This window comes from Ralstonia mannitolilytica (assembly GCF_000954135.1).
GTDB classification, from domain to species: domain Bacteria; phylum Pseudomonadota; class Gammaproteobacteria; order Burkholderiales; family Burkholderiaceae; genus Ralstonia; species Ralstonia mannitolilytica.
Map to the genome: position 1 here is coordinate 86,588 of NZ_CP010800.1, position 16,144 is coordinate 102,731.

The following is a 16,144-nucleotide window of genomic DNA, read 5'->3' on the forward strand; positions in this document are numbered from 1 at the left end:
ACAATCGACCCCTTCCACTTCCAGGCAACACCATCATGTTCGAACACGTTGACGCATACCCAGGCGACCCCATCCTGACCTTGAACGAGAACTTCCAGAAGGATCCGCGCCAGGACAAGGTCAACCTGAGCATCGGCATCTACTTTGACGACGATGGGCGCCTGCCCATCATGAAGGCCGTGCGCGAAGCCGAAGCCGCCATCCTCCACGAGCCGGGCCCCAAGCCCTATCTGCCGATGGCCGGTTTCGCGCAGTACCGGGATGCCGTGCAGAAGCTCGTGTTCGGGCAGGACTGCGCCGCCCGCACCGAAGGCCGCATCGCCACGGTGCAGACGCTGGGCGGATCGGGCGCGCTGAAGATCGGCGCCGATTTTCTCAAGCGCTATTTCCCCCAGGCCCAGGTGTGGGTGAGCGACCCGACGTGGGAAAACCACCGCTTCATCTTCGAGCGCGCCGGCTTTACGGTGAACACGTATCCGTACTACGACGAGGCCACCGGCGGCCTCAGGTTTGATGCCATGCTCGCGGCCATCGACGCGCTGGACAAGCACAGCATCGTCGTCCTGCATGCGTGCTGCCACAACCCTACCGGCGTGGACCTGGACAACGCGCAGTGGCTGCAACTGATCGACGTGCTGCAAAAGCGCAAGCTGCTGCCCTTCGTCGACATGGCGTACCAGGGCTTTGGCGCCGGCCTCGATGACGATGCATTCGCCATTCGCGAGCTCGCGCGCCGCGGCGTGCCGGCACTGGTGGCGAACTCGTTCTCCAAGAACTTCTCGCTGTACGGCGAGCGCTGCGGCGGCCTCAGCCTCATCTGCGACAGCGCCGCCGAGGCGGACCGCGTGCTCGGCCAGTTGACCAGCGCCGTCCGCTCGAACTACAGCAACCCGCCCACGCACGGCGCCAGGATCGTCACCCGGATCCTCACCACGCCCGAGCTGGACCAGGCATGGCGCAGCGAACTGTCGGCCATGTGCCAGCGCATCGCGGGCATGCGCACGGCCATCCATGACCGGCTGAGCCGGCACCTGAGCGGCGAAGCGCTGTCGCGCTACATCAAGCAGCGCGGCATGTTCACGTACACCGGTTTGAGTGCCGAGCAGGTCGACCGCTTGCGCGAGCAGCACGGCGTGTACATCCTGCGCTCGGGGCGGATGTGCGTGGCAGGGCTCAACCAGCGCAACGTCGGCCCGGTGGCCGAAGCCGTCGCGCACGTCATGGCGAACAACGCCTGAGGAGCCGGCCCGAAAACACCAAGGGTGCATTTCGTGTGCACCCTTGGCGGTTGCGGCTCAACCGAGCCAGCCGCGAATCATCGACGCCATGACGCTCGTCGAGATGCCGTAGCGGCGTCGGCCAGGTGCCCCGCCCCCCAAAAAGAAACGCCGCAGGCATTCCACCTGCGGCGTCATCGCATCCGCTGCGGCCAGCACGACCGGCCGCATACCGACGGCCCGTTTAGACCTGCACGGTGTCGGCCACTTCCTTGAAGTCCTGGATCTGGTCGAAGTTCATGTACTTGTAGATCTTGTCGCCGTTCGCGTTGATCACGCCGATGTCGGCCATGTACTCTTCCTTCGTCGGGATACGGCCCAGGCGTGAGCAGATCGCCGCCAGTTCCGCCGAGCCCAGATACACGTTCGTGTTCTTGCCCAGACGGTTCGGGAAGTTACGCGTGGACGTCGACATGACGGTCGCGCCTTCGCGCACCTGTGCCTGGTTGCCCATGCACAGCGAGCAGCCCGGCATTTCGGTACGCGCGCCGGCCGTGCCAAACACACCGTAGTGGCCTTCTTCGGTCAGCTGCTTCTGGTCCATCTTGGTCGGCGGCGCCACCCACAGCTTGACGGGAATGTCGCGCTTGCCTTCGAGCAGCTTCGACGCGGCGCGGAAGTGACCGATGTTGGTCATGCAGGAGCCGATGAACACCTCGTCGATCTTGGCGCCGGCCACATCCGACAGCGTCTTCACGTCGTCCGGATCGTTCGGGCACGCGACGATCGGCTCGTGGATGTCGGCCAGGTCGATCTCGATGACGGCAGCGTATTCGGCATCGGCATCCGGCTCCAGCAGCTTCGGATCGGCCAGCCATGCTTCCATCGCCTTGATGCGGCGCTGGAGGCTGCGCGCATCCTGGTAGCCCTCCGCAATCATCCACTTGAGCAGCGTGATGTTGCTGTTCAGGTATTCGATGATCGGTTCCTTGTTCAGGCGCACCGTGCAGCCTGCGGCCGAACGCTCGGCAGATGCATCCGACAGCTCGAACGCCTGCTCGACCTTCAGGTCAGGCAGGCCTTCGATTTCGAGGATGCGGCCCGAGAAGATGTTCTTCTTGCCCTGCTTGGCGACCGTCAGCATGCCTTGCTTGATGGCGTACAGCGGGATCGCGTTGACGAGGTCACGCAGCGTGACGCCCGGCTGCATTTGGCCCTTGAAGCGGACCAGCACCGATTCCGGCATGTCCAGCGGCATCGTGCCGGTGGCGGCCGCGAAAGCGACCAGGCCCGAGCCTGCGGGGAAGCTGATGCCGATCGGGAAGCGCGTGTGCGAATCGCCACCGGTGCCGACGGTGTCGGGCAGCAGCATGCGGTTCAGCCACGAGTGGATCACGCCGTCGCCCGGGCGCAGCGCGATGCCGCCGCGCGTGCTGATGAAGTTCGGCAGCGTCTGGTGCGTCTTCACGTCCACCGGCTTCGGATACGCGGCGGTGTGGCAGAACGACTGCATCACGAGGTCGGCCGAGAAGCCCAGGCACGCCAGGTCCTTCAGTTCGTCACGGGTCATCGGGCCGGTGGTGTCCTGCGAGCCGACGGAGGTCATCTTCGGTTCGCAGTACGTGCCCGGGCGCACGCCCTGGCCTTCCGGCAGACCGCACGCGCGGCCGACCATCTTCTGCGCGAGCGAGAAGCCCTTGCCGCTGTTGGCCGGCTGGTGCGGCAGGCGGAACAGCGTCGACGGCGGCAGGCCCAGCGCTTCACGCGCCTTGGCGGTCAGGCCGCGGCCGATGATCAGCGGAATGCGGCCGCCGGCGCGCACTTCGTCGAACAGCACGTCGGACTTGACCTGGAATTCGGCGATGACCTTGCCGTCCTTCAGCGCCTTGCCTTCGTACGGGCGCAGTTCCACCACGTCGCCCATGTTCATCTGCGACACGTCGAGTTCGATCGGCAGCGCGCCGGCGTCTTCCATCGTGTTGTAGAAGATCGGGGCGATCTTGCCGCCGAGGCACACGCCGCCAAAACGCTTGTTCGGGACGTACGGGATGTCCTCACCCGTGAACCACAGCACCGAGTTGGTGGCCGACTTGCGCGAGGAGCCCGTGCCGACCACGTCGCCCACGTAAGCGACCAGGTGACCCTTTTCCTTCAGCGATTCGATGAACTTGACGGGGCCGCGCTTGCCGTCTTCTTCGGGCGTGATGCCGGGGCGCGCGTTCTTCAGCATCGCCAGCGCGTGCAGCGGGATGTCCGGGCGGGTCGTGGCGTCGGGTGCCGGCGACAGGTCGTCGGTGTTGGTTTCGCCCGGGACCTTGAACACGGTGATCGTCAGGCTTTGCGGCACTTCCGGGCGGCTCGTGAACCATTCGGCGTCGGCCCAGCTCTGCAGGACGGCCTTGGCATTCGCATTGCCCTTGTCGGCGAGTTCCTTCACGTCGTGGAACTGGTCGAACATCAGCAGGGTTTTCTTCAGCGCGTCGGCGGCGACGGCGCCAACCTCGGCGTCGGACAGCAGCTCGATCAGCGGGGCGATGTTGTAGCCGCCCAGCATCGTGCCGAGCAGTTCGGTGGCGTGCGCGCGCGAGATCAGCGGGCAGGCGGTCTCGCCCTTGGCCACGGCAGCCAGGAAGCCGGCCTTCACGCGGGCGGCTTCGTCCACGCCGGCGGGCACGCGATGGGTGATCAGGTCAAGCAGCGTCTGCTCTTCACCAGCGGGCGGATTCGTCAGCAGTTCCACCAGTTCGGCGGTCTGTTGAGCCGTCAGCGGCAACGGGGGAATACCGAGCGCGGCGCGGGCGGCCACGTGAGCACGATAGTTTTCAAGCATGGTGGGGTCTGCTGATTTGCGTTACAGGAAAGGCTTTTTCCGGCATCCGAGGCCATCGCGGATGCCACGTAGGCGCGATTCTAATGGCACTACCCCTACACGGTCAAATGTCTTATATCTTATATAAGAGTGACCGAATTCCTGCGGTGCGCAGACTGCTTGCCCGACGGTTCCGGCCGCTTGCGGCGGCCCGCCATGCGTGAATGGCGCGATCCGCCTATGCCGTGCCGGCGGGAACAGCTGGCGCGCCCGCGGGCACCTTATAGCGGTTGTAGCCCCACAGGTATTGCTGCGGAAAACGCCTGACCATCTCTTCCATTTCCGCATTGATCCACGCGGCCTGGGCCTCGGCATCCTCGGGCAGCGGCCCGGTCAGTCGCCGGACGTGCATCCGCCATCCGCGCCCGCCGGGCAGGCGCTCGCCGGCGGCGATGATCAGGGCGGCGTTTGTCTGCTGCGCAAGCTTGCCCGGCAGCGTCATGGTGTACGCAGGCCTACCGAAGAACGGCACCCATACGCCCTCGCCTTTCGGGGCCTGATCCGGAAGAAGGCCGACCGCGTTGCCCTGGCGCAATGCGCGCACGAACGAGCGCACGCCTTGCGATGTTGCCGGCACCGTGGTCAGGTTCGACGTTGCGCGCACGGCGTCGAGCAGGCCGCGCAGCATGGCCTTGCGGTGCGGGCGGAACATGACCGTCAACGGAATGCGTTGCGCCGCATAGCGTGCAGCAAGCTCAAAGCAGCCAAGATGGGGCGTGAGCATGATGAGCCCGTTGCGCTCGGCCAGGGCTTGTTCGATGACGCTCCAGTCCTCGCAGACCACCTGGGCCATGCATGCATCGCTCTGGAACCAGACGCGCGCAAGCTCGCTCATCATCGCGCCGGTTTCTGCGGCGGCCTGCCGTGCAAAGCGGGGCTCACGGAAGCCCGCCTGGGCGGCATTGCGCTGCACGTGGCGGCGATATCCGCCCGGCACGGCATAGATCATGCGGCCGACCGCGCGTCCGATGCCGTGAACCACGGGCAGCGGCAGCGACGAGAACAGCCGCAAGAGCACAGGCAATGCGCGCTGGCTGAACTGGGAGCGGTCAAGCATGGTGAAGCACTCCTGGAGTGGGCAGCCTGACGCATCGCCAAGCGTGGGTCGAGACCTCGGCCAGGTCGGCAAAGGGCCGCGGGTCAATGAACGCCGCTACTGATCGAGCGACCATCCCGGTTCGGCGGCGTTCTTGCCTTCGCGATACGTCCAGCACGCGCCGCACGTGCGGCATGTAAACGTGCTCACCGTGACGGCCGCTGCCTTGGATGGTTTGATGCGCTGGGTATCGGTGATCGTCAGGAAGGCATGGCCTGACGCACCGGCCCGATGGATTTCAATGGCGCGGCAAGCGCGGCAGAGTGTCATGCCAATGTGTCTCTCAAATGACGCAGTGCCGCCGCCGCGAGGGGTGGCAGCTGCGCCCGGGTATCGGATGCGAACATGTTGGTCCACATCGCCTTTGGTTCAGACGCTAAAGGCGGGCGCACCGTACTTCAGCAACAGTTGCTCGATCACGGGCATGTCATCGGTGCGCGGCGTTCTGTCTTCGGTCACGCGCGACGGGCCGCCATACACGGCAGCCACATGCCTGCGCACGGTCAGCACATCGTTGACCGGCGGCTCGACGATGACGGCATCGCCCGGCTCGTGTCGGTAGCTGCCCGCTTTCCAGCCGTCGGGCGTCAGATGCAGTTCTTCCCATTCATCGCTGACAGACATGGGGATTTCCTTCTCGTTGACTTCGTTGGTGGGGCGCCTGCCGGCTGGCGGCGCTCGCGCTCAAATCGTGCGACGGGGCGTCAGCCGTGCAACGGCTGCTCTTCCTGCAGTCCGGGCCGCATGTCTTGCGAGGGCTTCGGTGCCGTGGACGTTGTGGCGCATCGAGACGTTGGCGAGGATGCGCTCCATGCCGTCGCTGTATTCACTGATGAGGTAGGTGGCAAACCAGACGCCTGGTTCTTGCTCAATGGGGTACACGGATACCGTGTAGGGGGAAAGGACTTTGTTCAATGCACTGCCGGGTTTCGGGCGAACGTTCAAGGCACGCGTGGTGCGGCTAGGCGGACCACGTCTTGCCGATGACGTACGCCACGATGGGTGGGGCCAATGCCGGTGTGTCATGCACGCGGGTGCAGACCGTCGGCCATTGGCGGCGAGATGACCGTACCTGCGCATGCGGGCGCCTAGTACATGCGCGCCGGATACGGAGCGGATTCACCGCCGGTCTGGTGGTTGGTGGGCTGCGTCGCCCAGGACGATTCGGGTGTACGCCCGACGGACGGCCAGGGCCACGTCGTCTTGTCTTGCCCGGCCCCCGGCCCGCTCGATTCCAGAAGCGGGAAAAGGTTGCGCATCATAACAGCTTCTGGCAGCCACCGCCTCCAGCCGGTTCAGCCAGGCTAGCCCGGTCCGTAGCGATCGAACGATGCCGTTCCCCGGTGTGCAACGGCCGCGGTGCCTGGGCAACATGCAGCAGCGGCAAAGCGCCCCCATATCCACATTCGTACATCTTTTCGCGTTGAATCTGCGTTTTTTGTTGACAGAGCCGCGCGATAGCGGTACATCTTGCCCTCGCAGGCTTTTCAAGCAGTTACTCCGATGTTCTGGGTTGTCACGCAAGCGGCACCTGTTTCTCTTTGTTCCTTCCTTGATCGTCATGCCTGGTGAGCACGGGCTCATCCAGAACATTTAAGGATATCCAACATGGAAACCGGTATCGTCAAGTGGTTCAACGACTCGAAGGGCTTCGGCTTCATCTCCCCGGATGCGGGCGGCAACGATCTGTTCGCGCACTTCTCCGAAGTTCAGGGCAGCGGCTTCAAGTCGCTTCAAGAAGGGCAGAAAGTGCGCTTCGTGCAAGGCGCAGGCCAGAAAGGCCCGGTGGCGACCAAGATCGAAGTGATCTGATCCGTCGCGCACACCGATAAGAAACCCCGCCACGCGGGGTTTTTTTTCGTCTGCGCACACGGGCGCACTTGCGCGCTTGCGCATGCGGCGCGCCTCTGCACATGCGAACACCATCACGCCGCGATGCACGGATGGGAGTAGAGTGGGACAGCGACCCGGCGCGCCCGGCCACGCCTGCGTCGCACGACAGCATGTTCGCGCGACACGGGTGATCCGCCGGCTTCGGCGGCCCCTCGCGGGTTCGGGCCCCTCGCCGCCCTCCTTGCCAGTTCCACATATCAACGCCCGCCACTGATGCGCCGGCTCGCGATGTCAGCCATGGAGATCCGTGATGCTCGACCTTGTCGCCTTCACCAAACCCGTGCTCGATGAAATTACCGGGCAGGACGTGCAGACCTGGAACACCAGCCCCGGTGTGCTGGCGGCAAACTGGCAGGTGCCTGAACTCGGCAGCCGCATCTGGCGTGTGAGAACGCTCACGATCGCATTCACGCACGATGTCATGAACCGGCTGACGTGCGCCGATCGGCAGGATCTCTGCCAACTCCAGTGCATGCTCGATCGTGTTCTGCGGACGCAGCTCGGCCTGCTTGCCCAGACCGACCACGGAGACCGGACGCTCGTGATCACCGTCGATCAGTTGGGGGTGGATTCATAACGGATTCGCGGCGAAAGCCGTCGACCGGGGACAGAGCACGCGCGTTCATTGCATGGCGCGCAGCCCGTTGCCCGGGCCCGCTCGTGGGTGAATCATCCGGGGAATGTCCGCAGCCAGCGCATCGATCGCGCAACGCGTCTTCAGCGGAAGATAGGGCGTCCTGGGCCATACCGCGTGGACGTCCATCGGCCGCACGCCGCAGCGCTCCCTCACGGTTACGAGCTGGCCCGTGTCCACATAGTGCGTCAGCAGCCAGCACGGCAACTGCACGAGCCCCAGGCCGGCGACGCCGGCACCCGCGATCGCCTGGACATCATCGAGGCTCAACTGCCGTTTGACCGGCAGCTCGCGCTCGACGCCGTCCGCGTCCCGCACGCGCCTCGGTGACACCACACCGTCGCGCAAATACGCAATGCCCACGTGCTGCGCAAAATCATCGAACGCGACGGGCGTACCGTGCCGTGCCAGGTATGACGGCGCGGCGCCGATGCTCAGATCCTGAACGCCGAGGCGTCGTGCCACGAGCGTCGTGCTGCCGGGCAGTTCGCCGATGCGCACGGCGAGATCGATGTGTTCTTCCACCAGGTCCACCGTCCGGTCAGGCACGGTTTTGGCCTGGTGATGCTGTACGGCGCCATCGGCGCTGCCGCGCTGGCACTGCTCAGCGCCGTGGTGTTCGGCCCTGGCACCGGTACACGTTGCAGCGAATCCGGGCTCGACGAAGGCCTACGTCCGCCGACGCTGTAGCCGTGAACGCGGATTCACGCACCTCGGCGCGCCGGAATGGGAATACGCGTCCCCGTTGCTGCCGGCCTCTGGGCGACAGGGGGTGGGCAACCGGAACGGGTCGGAGTCGCCATCGCGTTTCCATTGGACAATCGCTACGGGTGCGCTGAAACCCTGCAGGTGGACGGTGGCGGACGTTTTACCTGAAGGCACGGAAGACTTGAAAAACGCCCTCCCCCTCCCCATCTACCGCCGCAGTGTGTATTGACGCGGGGCCGGCCGCCCCCGCAGCCGCCCTCCAGCGGCGCGCACGCAGCCGGCCCGGTTCCGGTCTCACATTGAGCCTGCCGGTATGACGGTGACAAACAACCTGCCTTTATGGAGTTGCGCCACCTTCCTCTTCCTCGGCATGGGGTGGCTTTTCTATCGCGCCACGGCGGACACCCTCCGCCAGATTCGCACTCGCGCGGTGACATGGCGGCAAAGCACGCCTTTTGCCGTGTCGATGGCTGTGGCCGGCGCGGCATGCCTGTCGTTCCTGGCGTGGGCAGTGACGGGCGGCCAAACGGGCGCCGGCGTGAGAGCGCTGCTCCTGGCTGCTGCCGCGCTGTTGCTGGCGTCCCTGGTGTGCCCGTTGCGCGAGCCGTGACGTGGCTTCGTTGGGTACAGCGCCCTGCTCTGCCGAGAGACCGTCAAGCCGGGCACCGTGCCGCGCCGTCCAGTTCAGCGCGGAGTGGGCCCAGATGTCGGACTGGATCGAGGCACGGTGGTAGGACCACGGCGCTCGCAGCGCGCGCCGACATGAGCCGCGTGCGCCAGCGCCCAAGAAGACCGATCCAGCCATGCAGGAACGGTGCCCAGACCGCGCTGTGAGAGTTCAGCCCTGCCCAGCCCCCAACCTGAAGACGCTCACAGCACGCCGGAGGTTGCCAGACTGTTCCTGCATCGCCTGTGCGGCTGCAGCGGACTCCTCGACCAGCGCAGCATTCTGCTGTGTCACCTGATCGATCTGGCTGATGGCCTGGCTCACTTGCGCCAGGTTTCTGCTTTGCTCGTCGGACGCCGCCGCGATCTCGGCAATGATGCTCGATACCCCTTCGATCGCGGTGCTGACGCGAGTCATCGCTGCGTTCACGCCAGCGGCCTGCTCTGCGCTGAGCTGAACCTTGCCCGTCGATGCCTCGATCAACGCCTTGACCTCCTTCGCGGCGCCAGATGCCCGCTGCGCGAGCGACCGGACTTCGCCGGCCACCACTGCAAACCCCCTGCCCTGTTCGCCTGCGCGCGCCGCCTCCACGGCTGCGTTGAGTGCGAGGATGTTCGTCTGGAATGCAATGCCCTCAATCATTCCGGTGATCTCGGCAATCTTCTTTGAGGCCGCGTTCACCTCTTCGACCGTCTTCACCATCGCGGCCACTTCGGCGCGCCCGGTTTCCGTCATGCCTCTTGCGCTGGCCGCGAGCGACGTCGCTTCACGCGCGTTGTCGGCATTCCGCTTGACGGCTTCGGTGAGTTCCGTCGTGCTGGCGGCGGTCTCTTCGATCGAAGCCGCCTGTTCCTCAGTGCGCGTGGACAGATCCATATTGCCCGCCGCAATCTGGCCAGCCGCCCCTGCAACCGACTCGCTGGCCACGCGGATACTCCCGACCGTGCCGACCAGCTGTGCCGTCATGTCTGCCAAGGCCTGGAGCAGCCTGCCGGTTTCATCCGTCGACTTGGCTGCGACCACAGTCGAGAGATCGCCTTCTGCCACCCGGCTGGCGATGCCCACCGCCGCATGCAACGGCCGCGTGATGCTGAGCGTCAGGAAATACGCAAAGGCGATGCCCATCGTCAGGATCAACCCTTCCAGCACCATCAGCAGGGTCCGGCTCCTTGCCGAGTCAGCGTCGATCTTCTTCGCGGCATCGTCGATGGTGCGCCGCTGCACCTCGACAAGCTGGCGCATGGTGTCTTGATACGCGTTGGCGCCCGGCACGAAGACCTGGTCGAGAATGCGCTGCGCCTCTTCGGCGTCGCCCCCGGCCTTGGCCTTGTTGATCGAATCACGGGCGCTCAGGTAGACCTTTCGCAGTTCACCGATCCGGGCAAAGAGCCTTTTCTCTTCGTCGCTGGACAGCAGGGCTTCCACCTTCTTCTGGTACTCCCCCGAGCTCTTTGACGAGGCAGCCACCTCCACCGCGAAATATGGTCCCAATGCGGGGTCGGAGCTCTTTGCAATGGCGATGGTGCGACGGATTCCGGCGGCCAGATTGGCATACCAGTCGCCCATCAGGCGTTCCTTGAGCAGCGGCTCATTCATCATCTCGCGCGTTGCCGTGGAGGCACTGTCGAGACGCCAGATCGCGATGGCCGTGATGACGATGGAGAATGCAAGGACGACGGCAAAGCCCAGGGCGAGGCGCTTGCCGATTCTCATGTTGCTGATGAATTGCATGTCTTCCGTTCCATTTGGCCACACCTGGCCGGTGGGGGTGTACGTCTTGGGGCGATGCTTCGTCGAGCTATTCCAGTCCGGAAGGTCGGTTTGTCGCGGCAGCACAAACCACGCGATGCCCAGAAAAAAAAAGCGAGGACGGCAAACAAGCGCGCACTGCCCTGATGTGCGCCCAAAAACCATCGTCTGGAGCGGGTTTTTGTTCTTCTCGTTTATCGAGCGAAAGCGGAGGAAACACACCCCACTTGCGGGGGGTACGAGCGCTTTGGGCTTCTCTCTTTCAAAGGGGGCGGTCGAGCGCCGCGCGTTCGTCGTTCTCGCGTGCGGGGCGCGGGATCGGCGCGGAGGCACGGTCGCGATGTCGCGATGCTGCATAATTTTGGGCCGCTCTCGAACCGGTCTTACACACCCCCGCTGTCATGCCTTACGTCGTCACCGAATCCTGCATCCAGTGCAAGTACACCGATTGCGTGGCCGTCTGCCCGATGGACTGCTTTCACGCCGGCCCCAACTTTCTGGTGATCGACCCGGACGAGTGCATCGACTGCTCGATCTGCGCGCCGGAATGCCCCGTCGGCGCCATCTATCCGCAGGCCGAGGTGCCGGCCGACCAGCAGGCGTTCATCGCATTGAATGCCGAACTGTCGCAACGCGCCGATTGGCCGCGCCTGACGAAGGTGCAGGCCCCCTTGCCCGGCCACGCCCATTGGGCGCAGATCAAGGACAAGCGCGACGCGCTCGTCATCGACCCCGAACATGTTCAACGCTGATCCTGCACGAGAACCACTTCATGACTGAACGCATCCTGCTCACCATCGAGGCCGGCGTGGCGGAAGTCCGCCTGAATCGGCCGGAGAAGATGAACGCCATCGATCCGGCCATGTTCGAGGCGCTGGTCGCCACGGGGCAGCGCCTGCTGAACGCGCGGGACGTGCGCGCCGTGGTGCTGTCCGGCGAAGGGCGTGCATTTTGCGCAGGCCTCGACATGGGCAGCATGGCGAGCCTCGGCAGCGGCGACGCCGGTGTCAGCAGCGATGGCCGCCTCGCCAGACGCACACACGGCGCGGCCAATCTGCCGCAGTACGCCTGCACCGTGTGGCGCGACCTGCCGGTGCCCGTGCTGGCCGCGGTCCATGGTGTCGCGTATGGAGGCGGGCTGCAGATCGCGCTGGGTGCCGACGTGCGCTACGTGGCGGCCGACACGCGGCTGTCCATCATGGAGATCAAATGGGGCCTGGTGCCCGACATGGGCGGCATGGCACTCACGCGCGGCCTGGTACGGCCCGACCGCCTGCGCGAGCTGATCTACAGCGGCCGCATCGTCAACGGCGAAGAAGCATGCGCGCTGGGCCTGGCGACGCACGTCGTGGACGATCCGCGTGCTGCCGCGCTGGCGGCCGCACGGGAGATTGCGCAGAAGAGCCCCGACGCCATCCGCGCTGCCAAGCGCCTCATGCGCGTGGCCGAAGACGGCGACACGGCTGCCATCCTGTTGGCGGAATCGGCGGAACAGGATCGGCTGATCGGGGGCGCGAACCAGCGCGAAGCCGTGCGAGCGGGCATGGAGCAGCGCGCACCGGTCTTCCAACCGGCCGCGGTGCCCGAAGGCCAATAAACGGGGCTGAAGCGCTCAGGCGGCGGCGTGCTTGCCGCCCAACGCCGCCCGCATCGCACGCGAGCGGCTGACCACCTCGTCGCGCAACGGCGCACGCCAACCCATCGCAAACGCCGTCTCGGCCACCAGGAACAGCGGGCCGATCACCAGGCCGGCCAGGTCGTCGACGAATGCCGGCTTGCGCCCCTCGTAGTAGTGGCCGACAAACTGGATGATCCAGCCGATCACGAACAGGCCGATACCCACCGACAGCCACGCCGCTGTCGAATGCGCCGCCACGTGGCCGCCCACCCAGACACACGCGCCGATCAGCACGAACATGACCACGCCAAACGCCGCATCCAGGCGCAGATAGAACACCGTCACGAGCGCCAGCAGGATGAGCGCCGGCGTCACGGCCACGCCCGCCCATTCGGCAAAAGCCGGGCGCGAGAGCAACACCGCCACCGCGAGCACGATCGCCGGAATGCCAACGAAGTGGGTGGCGATATTGCGGCTGTCCTGGTGATACGCCGCGTAGTTGGAAAGATGGTCGGACAGGCTGCGCATGATGGTCTCCGTTTTGTGCGTTTGCAGCATGGACGCCGCAATTGCGCCCTCGTTATGATCGTTTCATCTTAGTCAGCGGAGGCGGCGGCACTCTGTCACGTAGCCGACAAATCCGCGTTCCTGAAACGCCCCTCTAATGCTGGCCCGCATGGACCGCTCCGCCGCGCCCTGCGCCCCCTCCACCCCGGATGCCGCCTCGTACCGTGAACGCCTGCAGGCGAGCAGCTGGTTTGGCGGACTCGGCGCGCCGGCACAGGACGCGCTGCTGCGTGTGGCGACCGTGCGGCGCCTGGCCGCCGGCACCCCGCTCTTCCGGCGCGGCGACCCGCCCGACGGCCTGTACTGCGTGGTGGAAGGCACCATCCACATCGGCGCGACGAGCCCGGATGGCCGCGAAGCGCTGCTGGCGGTGCTGGAACCCGTCAACTGGTTTGGCGAGATCGGCGTGTTCGACCGCCAGCCGCGCACGCACGACGCCCGGGCCGACGCCAACACGACGTTGCTCCACATGCCGCAGGCCCCGCTGACGGCGCTGCTGGACAGCATGCCTGCGCTGCTGCAGGCATTCGCGCTACTGCTGACCCACAAGCTGCGCCTGACCTTCACCGTGCTCGAGGAGACCGCCCTGCTCCCGGCACCCGTCCGCGTGGCCCGCCGCCTGCTGCTGATGGCCGAGGGCTACGGCGACCTGCGCCTGGGCACGCGCCGCGTGCTGCATGTGCCACAGGAGCAACTGGCGCAACTGCTGGCGCTGTCACGCCAGACGGTCAACCAGGTCCTGAAGGATTTCCAGGCGCGGGGCCTCATCCACGTCGCCTATGGCGGCATCGAACTGCTCGATCCGGCCGGCCTGCGCGCGCTGTCCTACGAATGGGCGAGGGGCTGAAATTTCGCCCAATGCCCCTACATGCGGTGGGATAGGACCCCTCCTATAATGTGTTCCCACTCGCACATCGCCGTTCTGCATGGTGCGGAATCGGCGATGCGAGCCTTTCTCGAAGAGAACCATCATGCCCCGCCAGACCCCCATCGAGCGCTATCGCAACATCGGCATCTCGGCGCACATCGACGCCGGCAAAACCACCACCACCGAGCGCATCCTGTTCTACACGGGGGTCAACCACAAGATAGGCGAGGTGCATGACGGCGCCGCCACCATGGACTGGATGGAGCAGGAGCAGGAGCGCGGCATCACGATCACGTCGGCGGCCACGCACTGCATGTGGCGCGGCATGGCCGGCAACTACCCCGAACACCGCATCAACATCATCGACACCCCGGGCCACGTCGACTTCACCATCGAGGTGGAGCGTTCCATGCGCGTGCTCGACGGCGCCTGCATGGTCTACGACTCAGTGGGCGGGGTGCAGCCGCAGTCCGAAACCGTCTGGCGCCAGGCCAACAAGTACAAGGTGCCGCGCATCGCGTTCGTCAACAAGATGGACCGCATCGGTGCAGATTTCTTCCGCGTCGAGCGGCAGATGCGCGAGCGCCTGAAAGGCAACCCCGTGCCCATCCAGATTCCCGTGGGGGCGGAAGACGGTTTCCGCGGCGTGGTCGACCTCGTGAAGATGAAGGAGATCCTGTGGGACGACGCCTCGCAGGGGGTGAAGTTCGAGTACACCGACATCGACCCGGCACTGCTGCCCGTTGCGCAGGAATGGCGCGAAAAAATGGTCGAGGCCGCCGCCGAGGCCGATGAAGAGCTGCTGAACAAATACCTGGGCGGCGAAGAGCTCACCGAAGAAGAGATCAAGCGTGCGCTGCGCAAGCGCACCATCGCCGGCGAAATCCAGCCGATGCTGTGCGGCTCCGCGTTCAAGAACAAGGGCGTGCAGGCCATGCTCGACGCGGTGGTCGACTACCTGCCCTCGCCGGTGGACATTCCCGCCATCAAGGGCCACGGCGAGAAGGATGAAGAGCTTGAGCGCCATGCCAGCGACAACGAGCCGTTCTCCGCGCTGGCCTTCAAGATCATGACCGACCCGTTCGTCGGCCAGTTGGCGTTCTTCCGCGTCTATTCGGGCAAGATCAACTCGGGGGACACGGTCTACAACTCCGTCAAGCAGAAGAAGGAGCGCCTCGGTCGCATCCTGCAGATGCACGCCAACCAGCGCGAAGAGATCAAGGAAGTGCTGGCCGGCGACATCGCCGCCGCCGTCGGCCTGAAGGACGTGACCACCGGAGAAACCCTCTGCGATCCCGAGCACATCATCGTGCTCGAACGCATGGAATTCCCCGAGCCCGTCATCAGCCAGGCCGTGGAGCCCAAGACCAAGGGCGACCAGGAAAAGATGAGCCTGGCGCTGAACCGCCTGGCGCAGGAAGACCCGTCGTTCCGCGTGAAGACCGATGAGGAATCCGGCCAGACCATCATCTCGGGCATGGGCGAGCTGCACCTCGAAATCCTGGTCGACCGCATGAAGCGCGAGTTTGGCGTGGAGGCTACCGTCGGCAAGCCGCAGGTGGCGTACCGCGAGACCATCACCAAGACGGCGGAGGACGTCGAAGGCAAGTTCGTCAAGCAGTCGGGCGGGCGCGGCCAGTACGGCCACGCGGTCATCACGCTGGAGCCGAACCCGGGCAAGGGCTACGAGTTCGTCGACGAGATCAAGGGCGGCGTGATTCCGCGCGAGTTCATCCCGGCCGTGGACAAGGGCATTCGCGACACGCTCAACACCGGCGTGCTGGCCGGCTACCCGGTGGTGGACGTGAAGGTGCGCCTGACCTTCGGCTCGTACCACGACGTCGATTCGAACGAAAACGCGTTCCGCATGGCCGGCTCCATGGCGTTCAAGGAAGCGATGCGCAAGGCGGGCCCGGTGCTGCTGGAGCCGATGATGGCCGTGGAAGTGGAAACGCCCGAAGACTACATGGGCAACGTCATCGGCGATCTGTCGTCGCGTCGCGGCATGGTGCAGGGCACGGAAGACATTCCGGGCGGCGGCGGCAAGGTCGTCCACGCCGAGGTGCCGCTGGCGGAGATGTTCGGCTACTCGACGAACCTGCGCTCGCTCTCGCAAGGCCGCGCGACCTACACGATGGAGTTCAAGCACTACGCCGAGGCGCCGCGCAATGTGTCCGAAGCGGTGATGGCGGCCAAGAAGGTGTAACACCTCACGTCTGCGCCATCCGAAAAGAAACGGCCACCTTCGGGTGGCCGTT

The 16,144-nt window shown here is 65.3% G+C and carries 18 protein-coding genes; 9 read left to right on the forward strand and 9 right to left on the reverse strand.

The features are described from left to right. The first annotated feature begins 35 nt into the window (after positions 1-35). On the forward strand, positions 36-1,238 hold the full coding sequence (locus TK49_RS16940) for an amino acid aminotransferase (RefSeq protein ID WP_045218312.1): 1,203 nt from the start codon (positions 36-38) through the stop codon (positions 1,236-1,238). Between the two features lie 223 nt (positions 1,239-1,461). Here the strand turns inward: TK49_RS16940 and acnB are convergent, their stop codons facing one another. The 6 genes from acnB to TK49_RS24600 all read right to left on the reverse strand — a co-directional run bounded on the left by acnB (position 1,462) and on the right by TK49_RS24600 (position 6,444). Next, positions 1,462-4,047: a bifunctional aconitate hydratase 2/2-methylisocitrate dehydratase gene (gene acnB / locus TK49_RS16945; RefSeq protein ID WP_045218314.1), complete on the reverse strand. Its 2,586-nt coding sequence runs from the start codon at positions 4,045-4,047 to the stop codon at positions 1,462-1,464. A 217-nt stretch (positions 4,048-4,264) separates the two neighbouring features. After that, the gene (locus tag TK49_RS16950) at positions 4,265-5,143 is read right to left on the reverse strand and encodes a lysophospholipid acyltransferase family protein (RefSeq protein WP_045218316.1); all 879 of its coding nucleotides are present in this window, start codon (positions 5,141-5,143) and stop codon (positions 4,265-4,267) included. Positions 5,144-5,239: 96 nt separating this feature from the next. After that, positions 5,240-5,452: a hypothetical protein gene (locus TK49_RS16955; protein ID WP_045218317.1), complete on the reverse strand. Its 213-nt coding sequence runs from the start codon at positions 5,450-5,452 to the stop codon at positions 5,240-5,242. 99 nt (positions 5,453-5,551) lie between these two features. After that, positions 5,552-5,806, reverse strand: a complete 255-nt coding sequence (locus tag TK49_RS16960; protein WP_045218321.1) for a hypothetical protein — start codon at positions 5,804-5,806, stop codon at positions 5,552-5,554. 60 nt (positions 5,807-5,866) lie between these two features. Continuing rightward, positions 5,867-6,097: an isochorismatase gene (locus TK49_RS24260; RefSeq protein WP_082076350.1), complete on the reverse strand. Its 231-nt coding sequence runs from the start codon at positions 6,095-6,097 to the stop codon at positions 5,867-5,869. A gap of 173 nt (positions 6,098-6,270) precedes the next feature. Further along, positions 6,271-6,444 carry a hypothetical protein gene (locus TK49_RS24600; RefSeq protein WP_157774011.1) on the reverse strand — a complete coding sequence of 58 codons (174 nt, stop codon included), beginning with the start codon at positions 6,442-6,444 and terminating at the stop codon, positions 6,271-6,273. 346 nt (positions 6,445-6,790) lie between these two features. Between TK49_RS24600 and TK49_RS16965 the strand changes: the two genes are divergently transcribed. Together TK49_RS16965 and TK49_RS16970 are read left to right on the forward strand one after the other, a co-directional pair. After that, positions 6,791-6,994 (forward strand): cold-shock protein, encoded by a 204-nt coding sequence (locus tag TK49_RS16965; RefSeq protein WP_045218323.1) that lies wholly within the window; start codon positions 6,791-6,793, stop codon positions 6,992-6,994. A 331-nt stretch (positions 6,995-7,325) separates the two neighbouring features. Continuing rightward, positions 7,326-7,652 carry a hypothetical protein gene (locus TK49_RS16970; RefSeq protein WP_045218325.1) on the forward strand — a complete coding sequence of 109 codons (327 nt, stop codon included), beginning with the start codon at positions 7,326-7,328 and terminating at the stop codon, positions 7,650-7,652. Between the two features lie 45 nt (positions 7,653-7,697). Here TK49_RS16970 and TK49_RS16975 read toward each other — a convergent pair whose 3' ends face one another. After that, entirely contained in the window at positions 7,698-8,234 is a 537-nt protein-coding gene (locus tag TK49_RS16975) for a LysR substrate-binding domain-containing protein (RefSeq protein WP_240480045.1), read from the reverse strand. Here TK49_RS16975 and TK49_RS24800 point away from each other — a divergent pair. Both TK49_RS24800 and TK49_RS16980 read left to right on the forward strand, forming a co-directional pair. Then, positions 8,223-8,399, forward strand: coding sequence for a hypothetical protein (locus TK49_RS24800; protein ID WP_164491300.1), 177 nt, complete (start codon positions 8,223-8,225; stop codon positions 8,397-8,399). The two genes, TK49_RS16975 and TK49_RS24800, sit on opposite strands and share 12 nt — an antisense overlap. Before the next feature lie 331 nt (positions 8,400-8,730). Further along, positions 8,731-9,027, forward strand: coding sequence for a hypothetical protein (locus tag TK49_RS16980; RefSeq protein WP_062738197.1), 297 nt, complete (start codon positions 8,731-8,733; stop codon positions 9,025-9,027). A gap of 228 nt (positions 9,028-9,255) precedes the next feature. Here TK49_RS16980 and TK49_RS16985 read toward each other — a convergent pair whose 3' ends face one another. Continuing rightward, positions 9,256-10,815 carry a methyl-accepting chemotaxis protein gene (locus TK49_RS16985; protein ID WP_045218330.1) on the reverse strand — a complete coding sequence of 520 codons (1,560 nt, stop codon included), beginning with the start codon at positions 10,813-10,815 and terminating at the stop codon, positions 9,256-9,258. A gap of 419 nt (positions 10,816-11,234) precedes the next feature. Here TK49_RS16985 and fdxA point away from each other — a divergent pair, with 419 nt between their 5' ends. Next, positions 11,235-11,585 carry a ferredoxin FdxA gene (gene fdxA / locus TK49_RS16990; RefSeq protein ID WP_045218331.1) on the forward strand — a complete coding sequence of 117 codons (351 nt, stop codon included), beginning with the start codon at positions 11,235-11,237 and terminating at the stop codon, positions 11,583-11,585. Positions 11,586-11,605: 20 nt separating this feature from the next. Next, complete coding sequence (locus TK49_RS16995) at positions 11,606-12,430, forward strand: crotonase/enoyl-CoA hydratase family protein (RefSeq protein ID WP_045218332.1); 825 nt, start codon at positions 11,606-11,608, stop codon at positions 12,428-12,430. A 15-nt stretch (positions 12,431-12,445) separates the two neighbouring features. Here the strand turns inward: TK49_RS16995 and TK49_RS17000 are convergent, their stop codons facing one another. After that, a complete protein-coding gene (locus TK49_RS17000) occupies positions 12,446-12,979 on the reverse strand; it encodes an Mpo1 family 2-hydroxy fatty acid dioxygenase (RefSeq protein ID WP_045220254.1) in 534 nt (177 codons plus the stop codon). A gap of 148 nt (positions 12,980-13,127) precedes the next feature. On the opposite strand from TK49_RS17000, the gene TK49_RS17005 reads away from it, so the two are divergent. After that, positions 13,128-13,865, forward strand: a complete 738-nt coding sequence (locus TK49_RS17005) for a Crp/Fnr family transcriptional regulator (protein WP_045220256.1) — start codon at positions 13,128-13,130, stop codon at positions 13,863-13,865. A gap of 124 nt (positions 13,866-13,989) precedes the next feature. Continuing rightward, positions 13,990-16,092, forward strand: a complete 2,103-nt coding sequence (fusA, locus tag TK49_RS17010; protein WP_045218337.1) for an elongation factor G — start codon at positions 13,990-13,992, stop codon at positions 16,090-16,092. Positions 16,093-16,144: the final 52 nt, after the last annotated feature.

What these genes read in the sequence shown, in the direction of transcription:
- TK49_RS16940 (WP_045218312.1), top strand. Translation starts at nt 36, where the DNA reads ATGTTCGAACACGTTGACGCATACCCAGGCGACCCCATCCTGACCTTG.
- acnB (WP_045218314.1), bottom strand. Translation starts at nt 4,047, where the DNA reads ATGCTTGAAAACTATCGTGCTCACGTGGCCGCCCGCGCCGCGCTCGGT.
- TK49_RS16950 (WP_045218316.1), bottom strand. Translation starts at nt 5,143, where the DNA reads ATGCTTGACCGCTCCCAGTTCAGCCAGCGCGCATTGCCTGTGCTCTTG.
- TK49_RS16955 (WP_045218317.1), bottom strand. Translation starts at nt 5,452, where the DNA reads ATGACACTCTGCCGCGCTTGCCGCGCCATTGAAATCCATCGGGCCGGT.
- TK49_RS16960 (WP_045218321.1), bottom strand. Translation starts at nt 5,806, where the DNA reads ATGTCTGTCAGCGATGAATGGGAAGAACTGCATCTGACGCCCGACGGC.
- TK49_RS24600 (WP_157774011.1), bottom strand. Translation starts at nt 6,444, where the DNA reads ATGATGCGCAACCTTTTCCCGCTTCTGGAATCGAGCGGGCCGGGGGCC.
- TK49_RS16965 (WP_045218323.1), top strand. Translation starts at nt 6,791, where the DNA reads ATGGAAACCGGTATCGTCAAGTGGTTCAACGACTCGAAGGGCTTCGGC.
- TK49_RS16970 (WP_045218325.1), top strand. Translation starts at nt 7,326, where the DNA reads ATGCTCGACCTTGTCGCCTTCACCAAACCCGTGCTCGATGAAATTACC.
- TK49_RS16980 (WP_062738197.1), top strand. Translation starts at nt 8,731, where the DNA reads ATGACGGTGACAAACAACCTGCCTTTATGGAGTTGCGCCACCTTCCTC.
- TK49_RS16985 (WP_045218330.1), bottom strand. Translation starts at nt 10,815, where the DNA reads ATGCAATTCATCAGCAACATGAGAATCGGCAAGCGCCTCGCCCTGGGC.
- fdxA (WP_045218331.1), top strand. Translation starts at nt 11,235, where the DNA reads ATGCCTTACGTCGTCACCGAATCCTGCATCCAGTGCAAGTACACCGAT.
- TK49_RS16995 (WP_045218332.1), top strand. Translation starts at nt 11,606, where the DNA reads ATGACTGAACGCATCCTGCTCACCATCGAGGCCGGCGTGGCGGAAGTC.
- TK49_RS17000 (WP_045220254.1), bottom strand. Translation starts at nt 12,979, where the DNA reads ATGCGCAGCCTGTCCGACCATCTTTCCAACTACGCGGCGTATCACCAG.
- TK49_RS17005 (WP_045220256.1), top strand. Translation starts at nt 13,128, where the DNA reads ATGGACCGCTCCGCCGCGCCCTGCGCCCCCTCCACCCCGGATGCCGCC.
- fusA (WP_045218337.1), top strand. Translation starts at nt 13,990, where the DNA reads ATGCCCCGCCAGACCCCCATCGAGCGCTATCGCAACATCGGCATCTCG.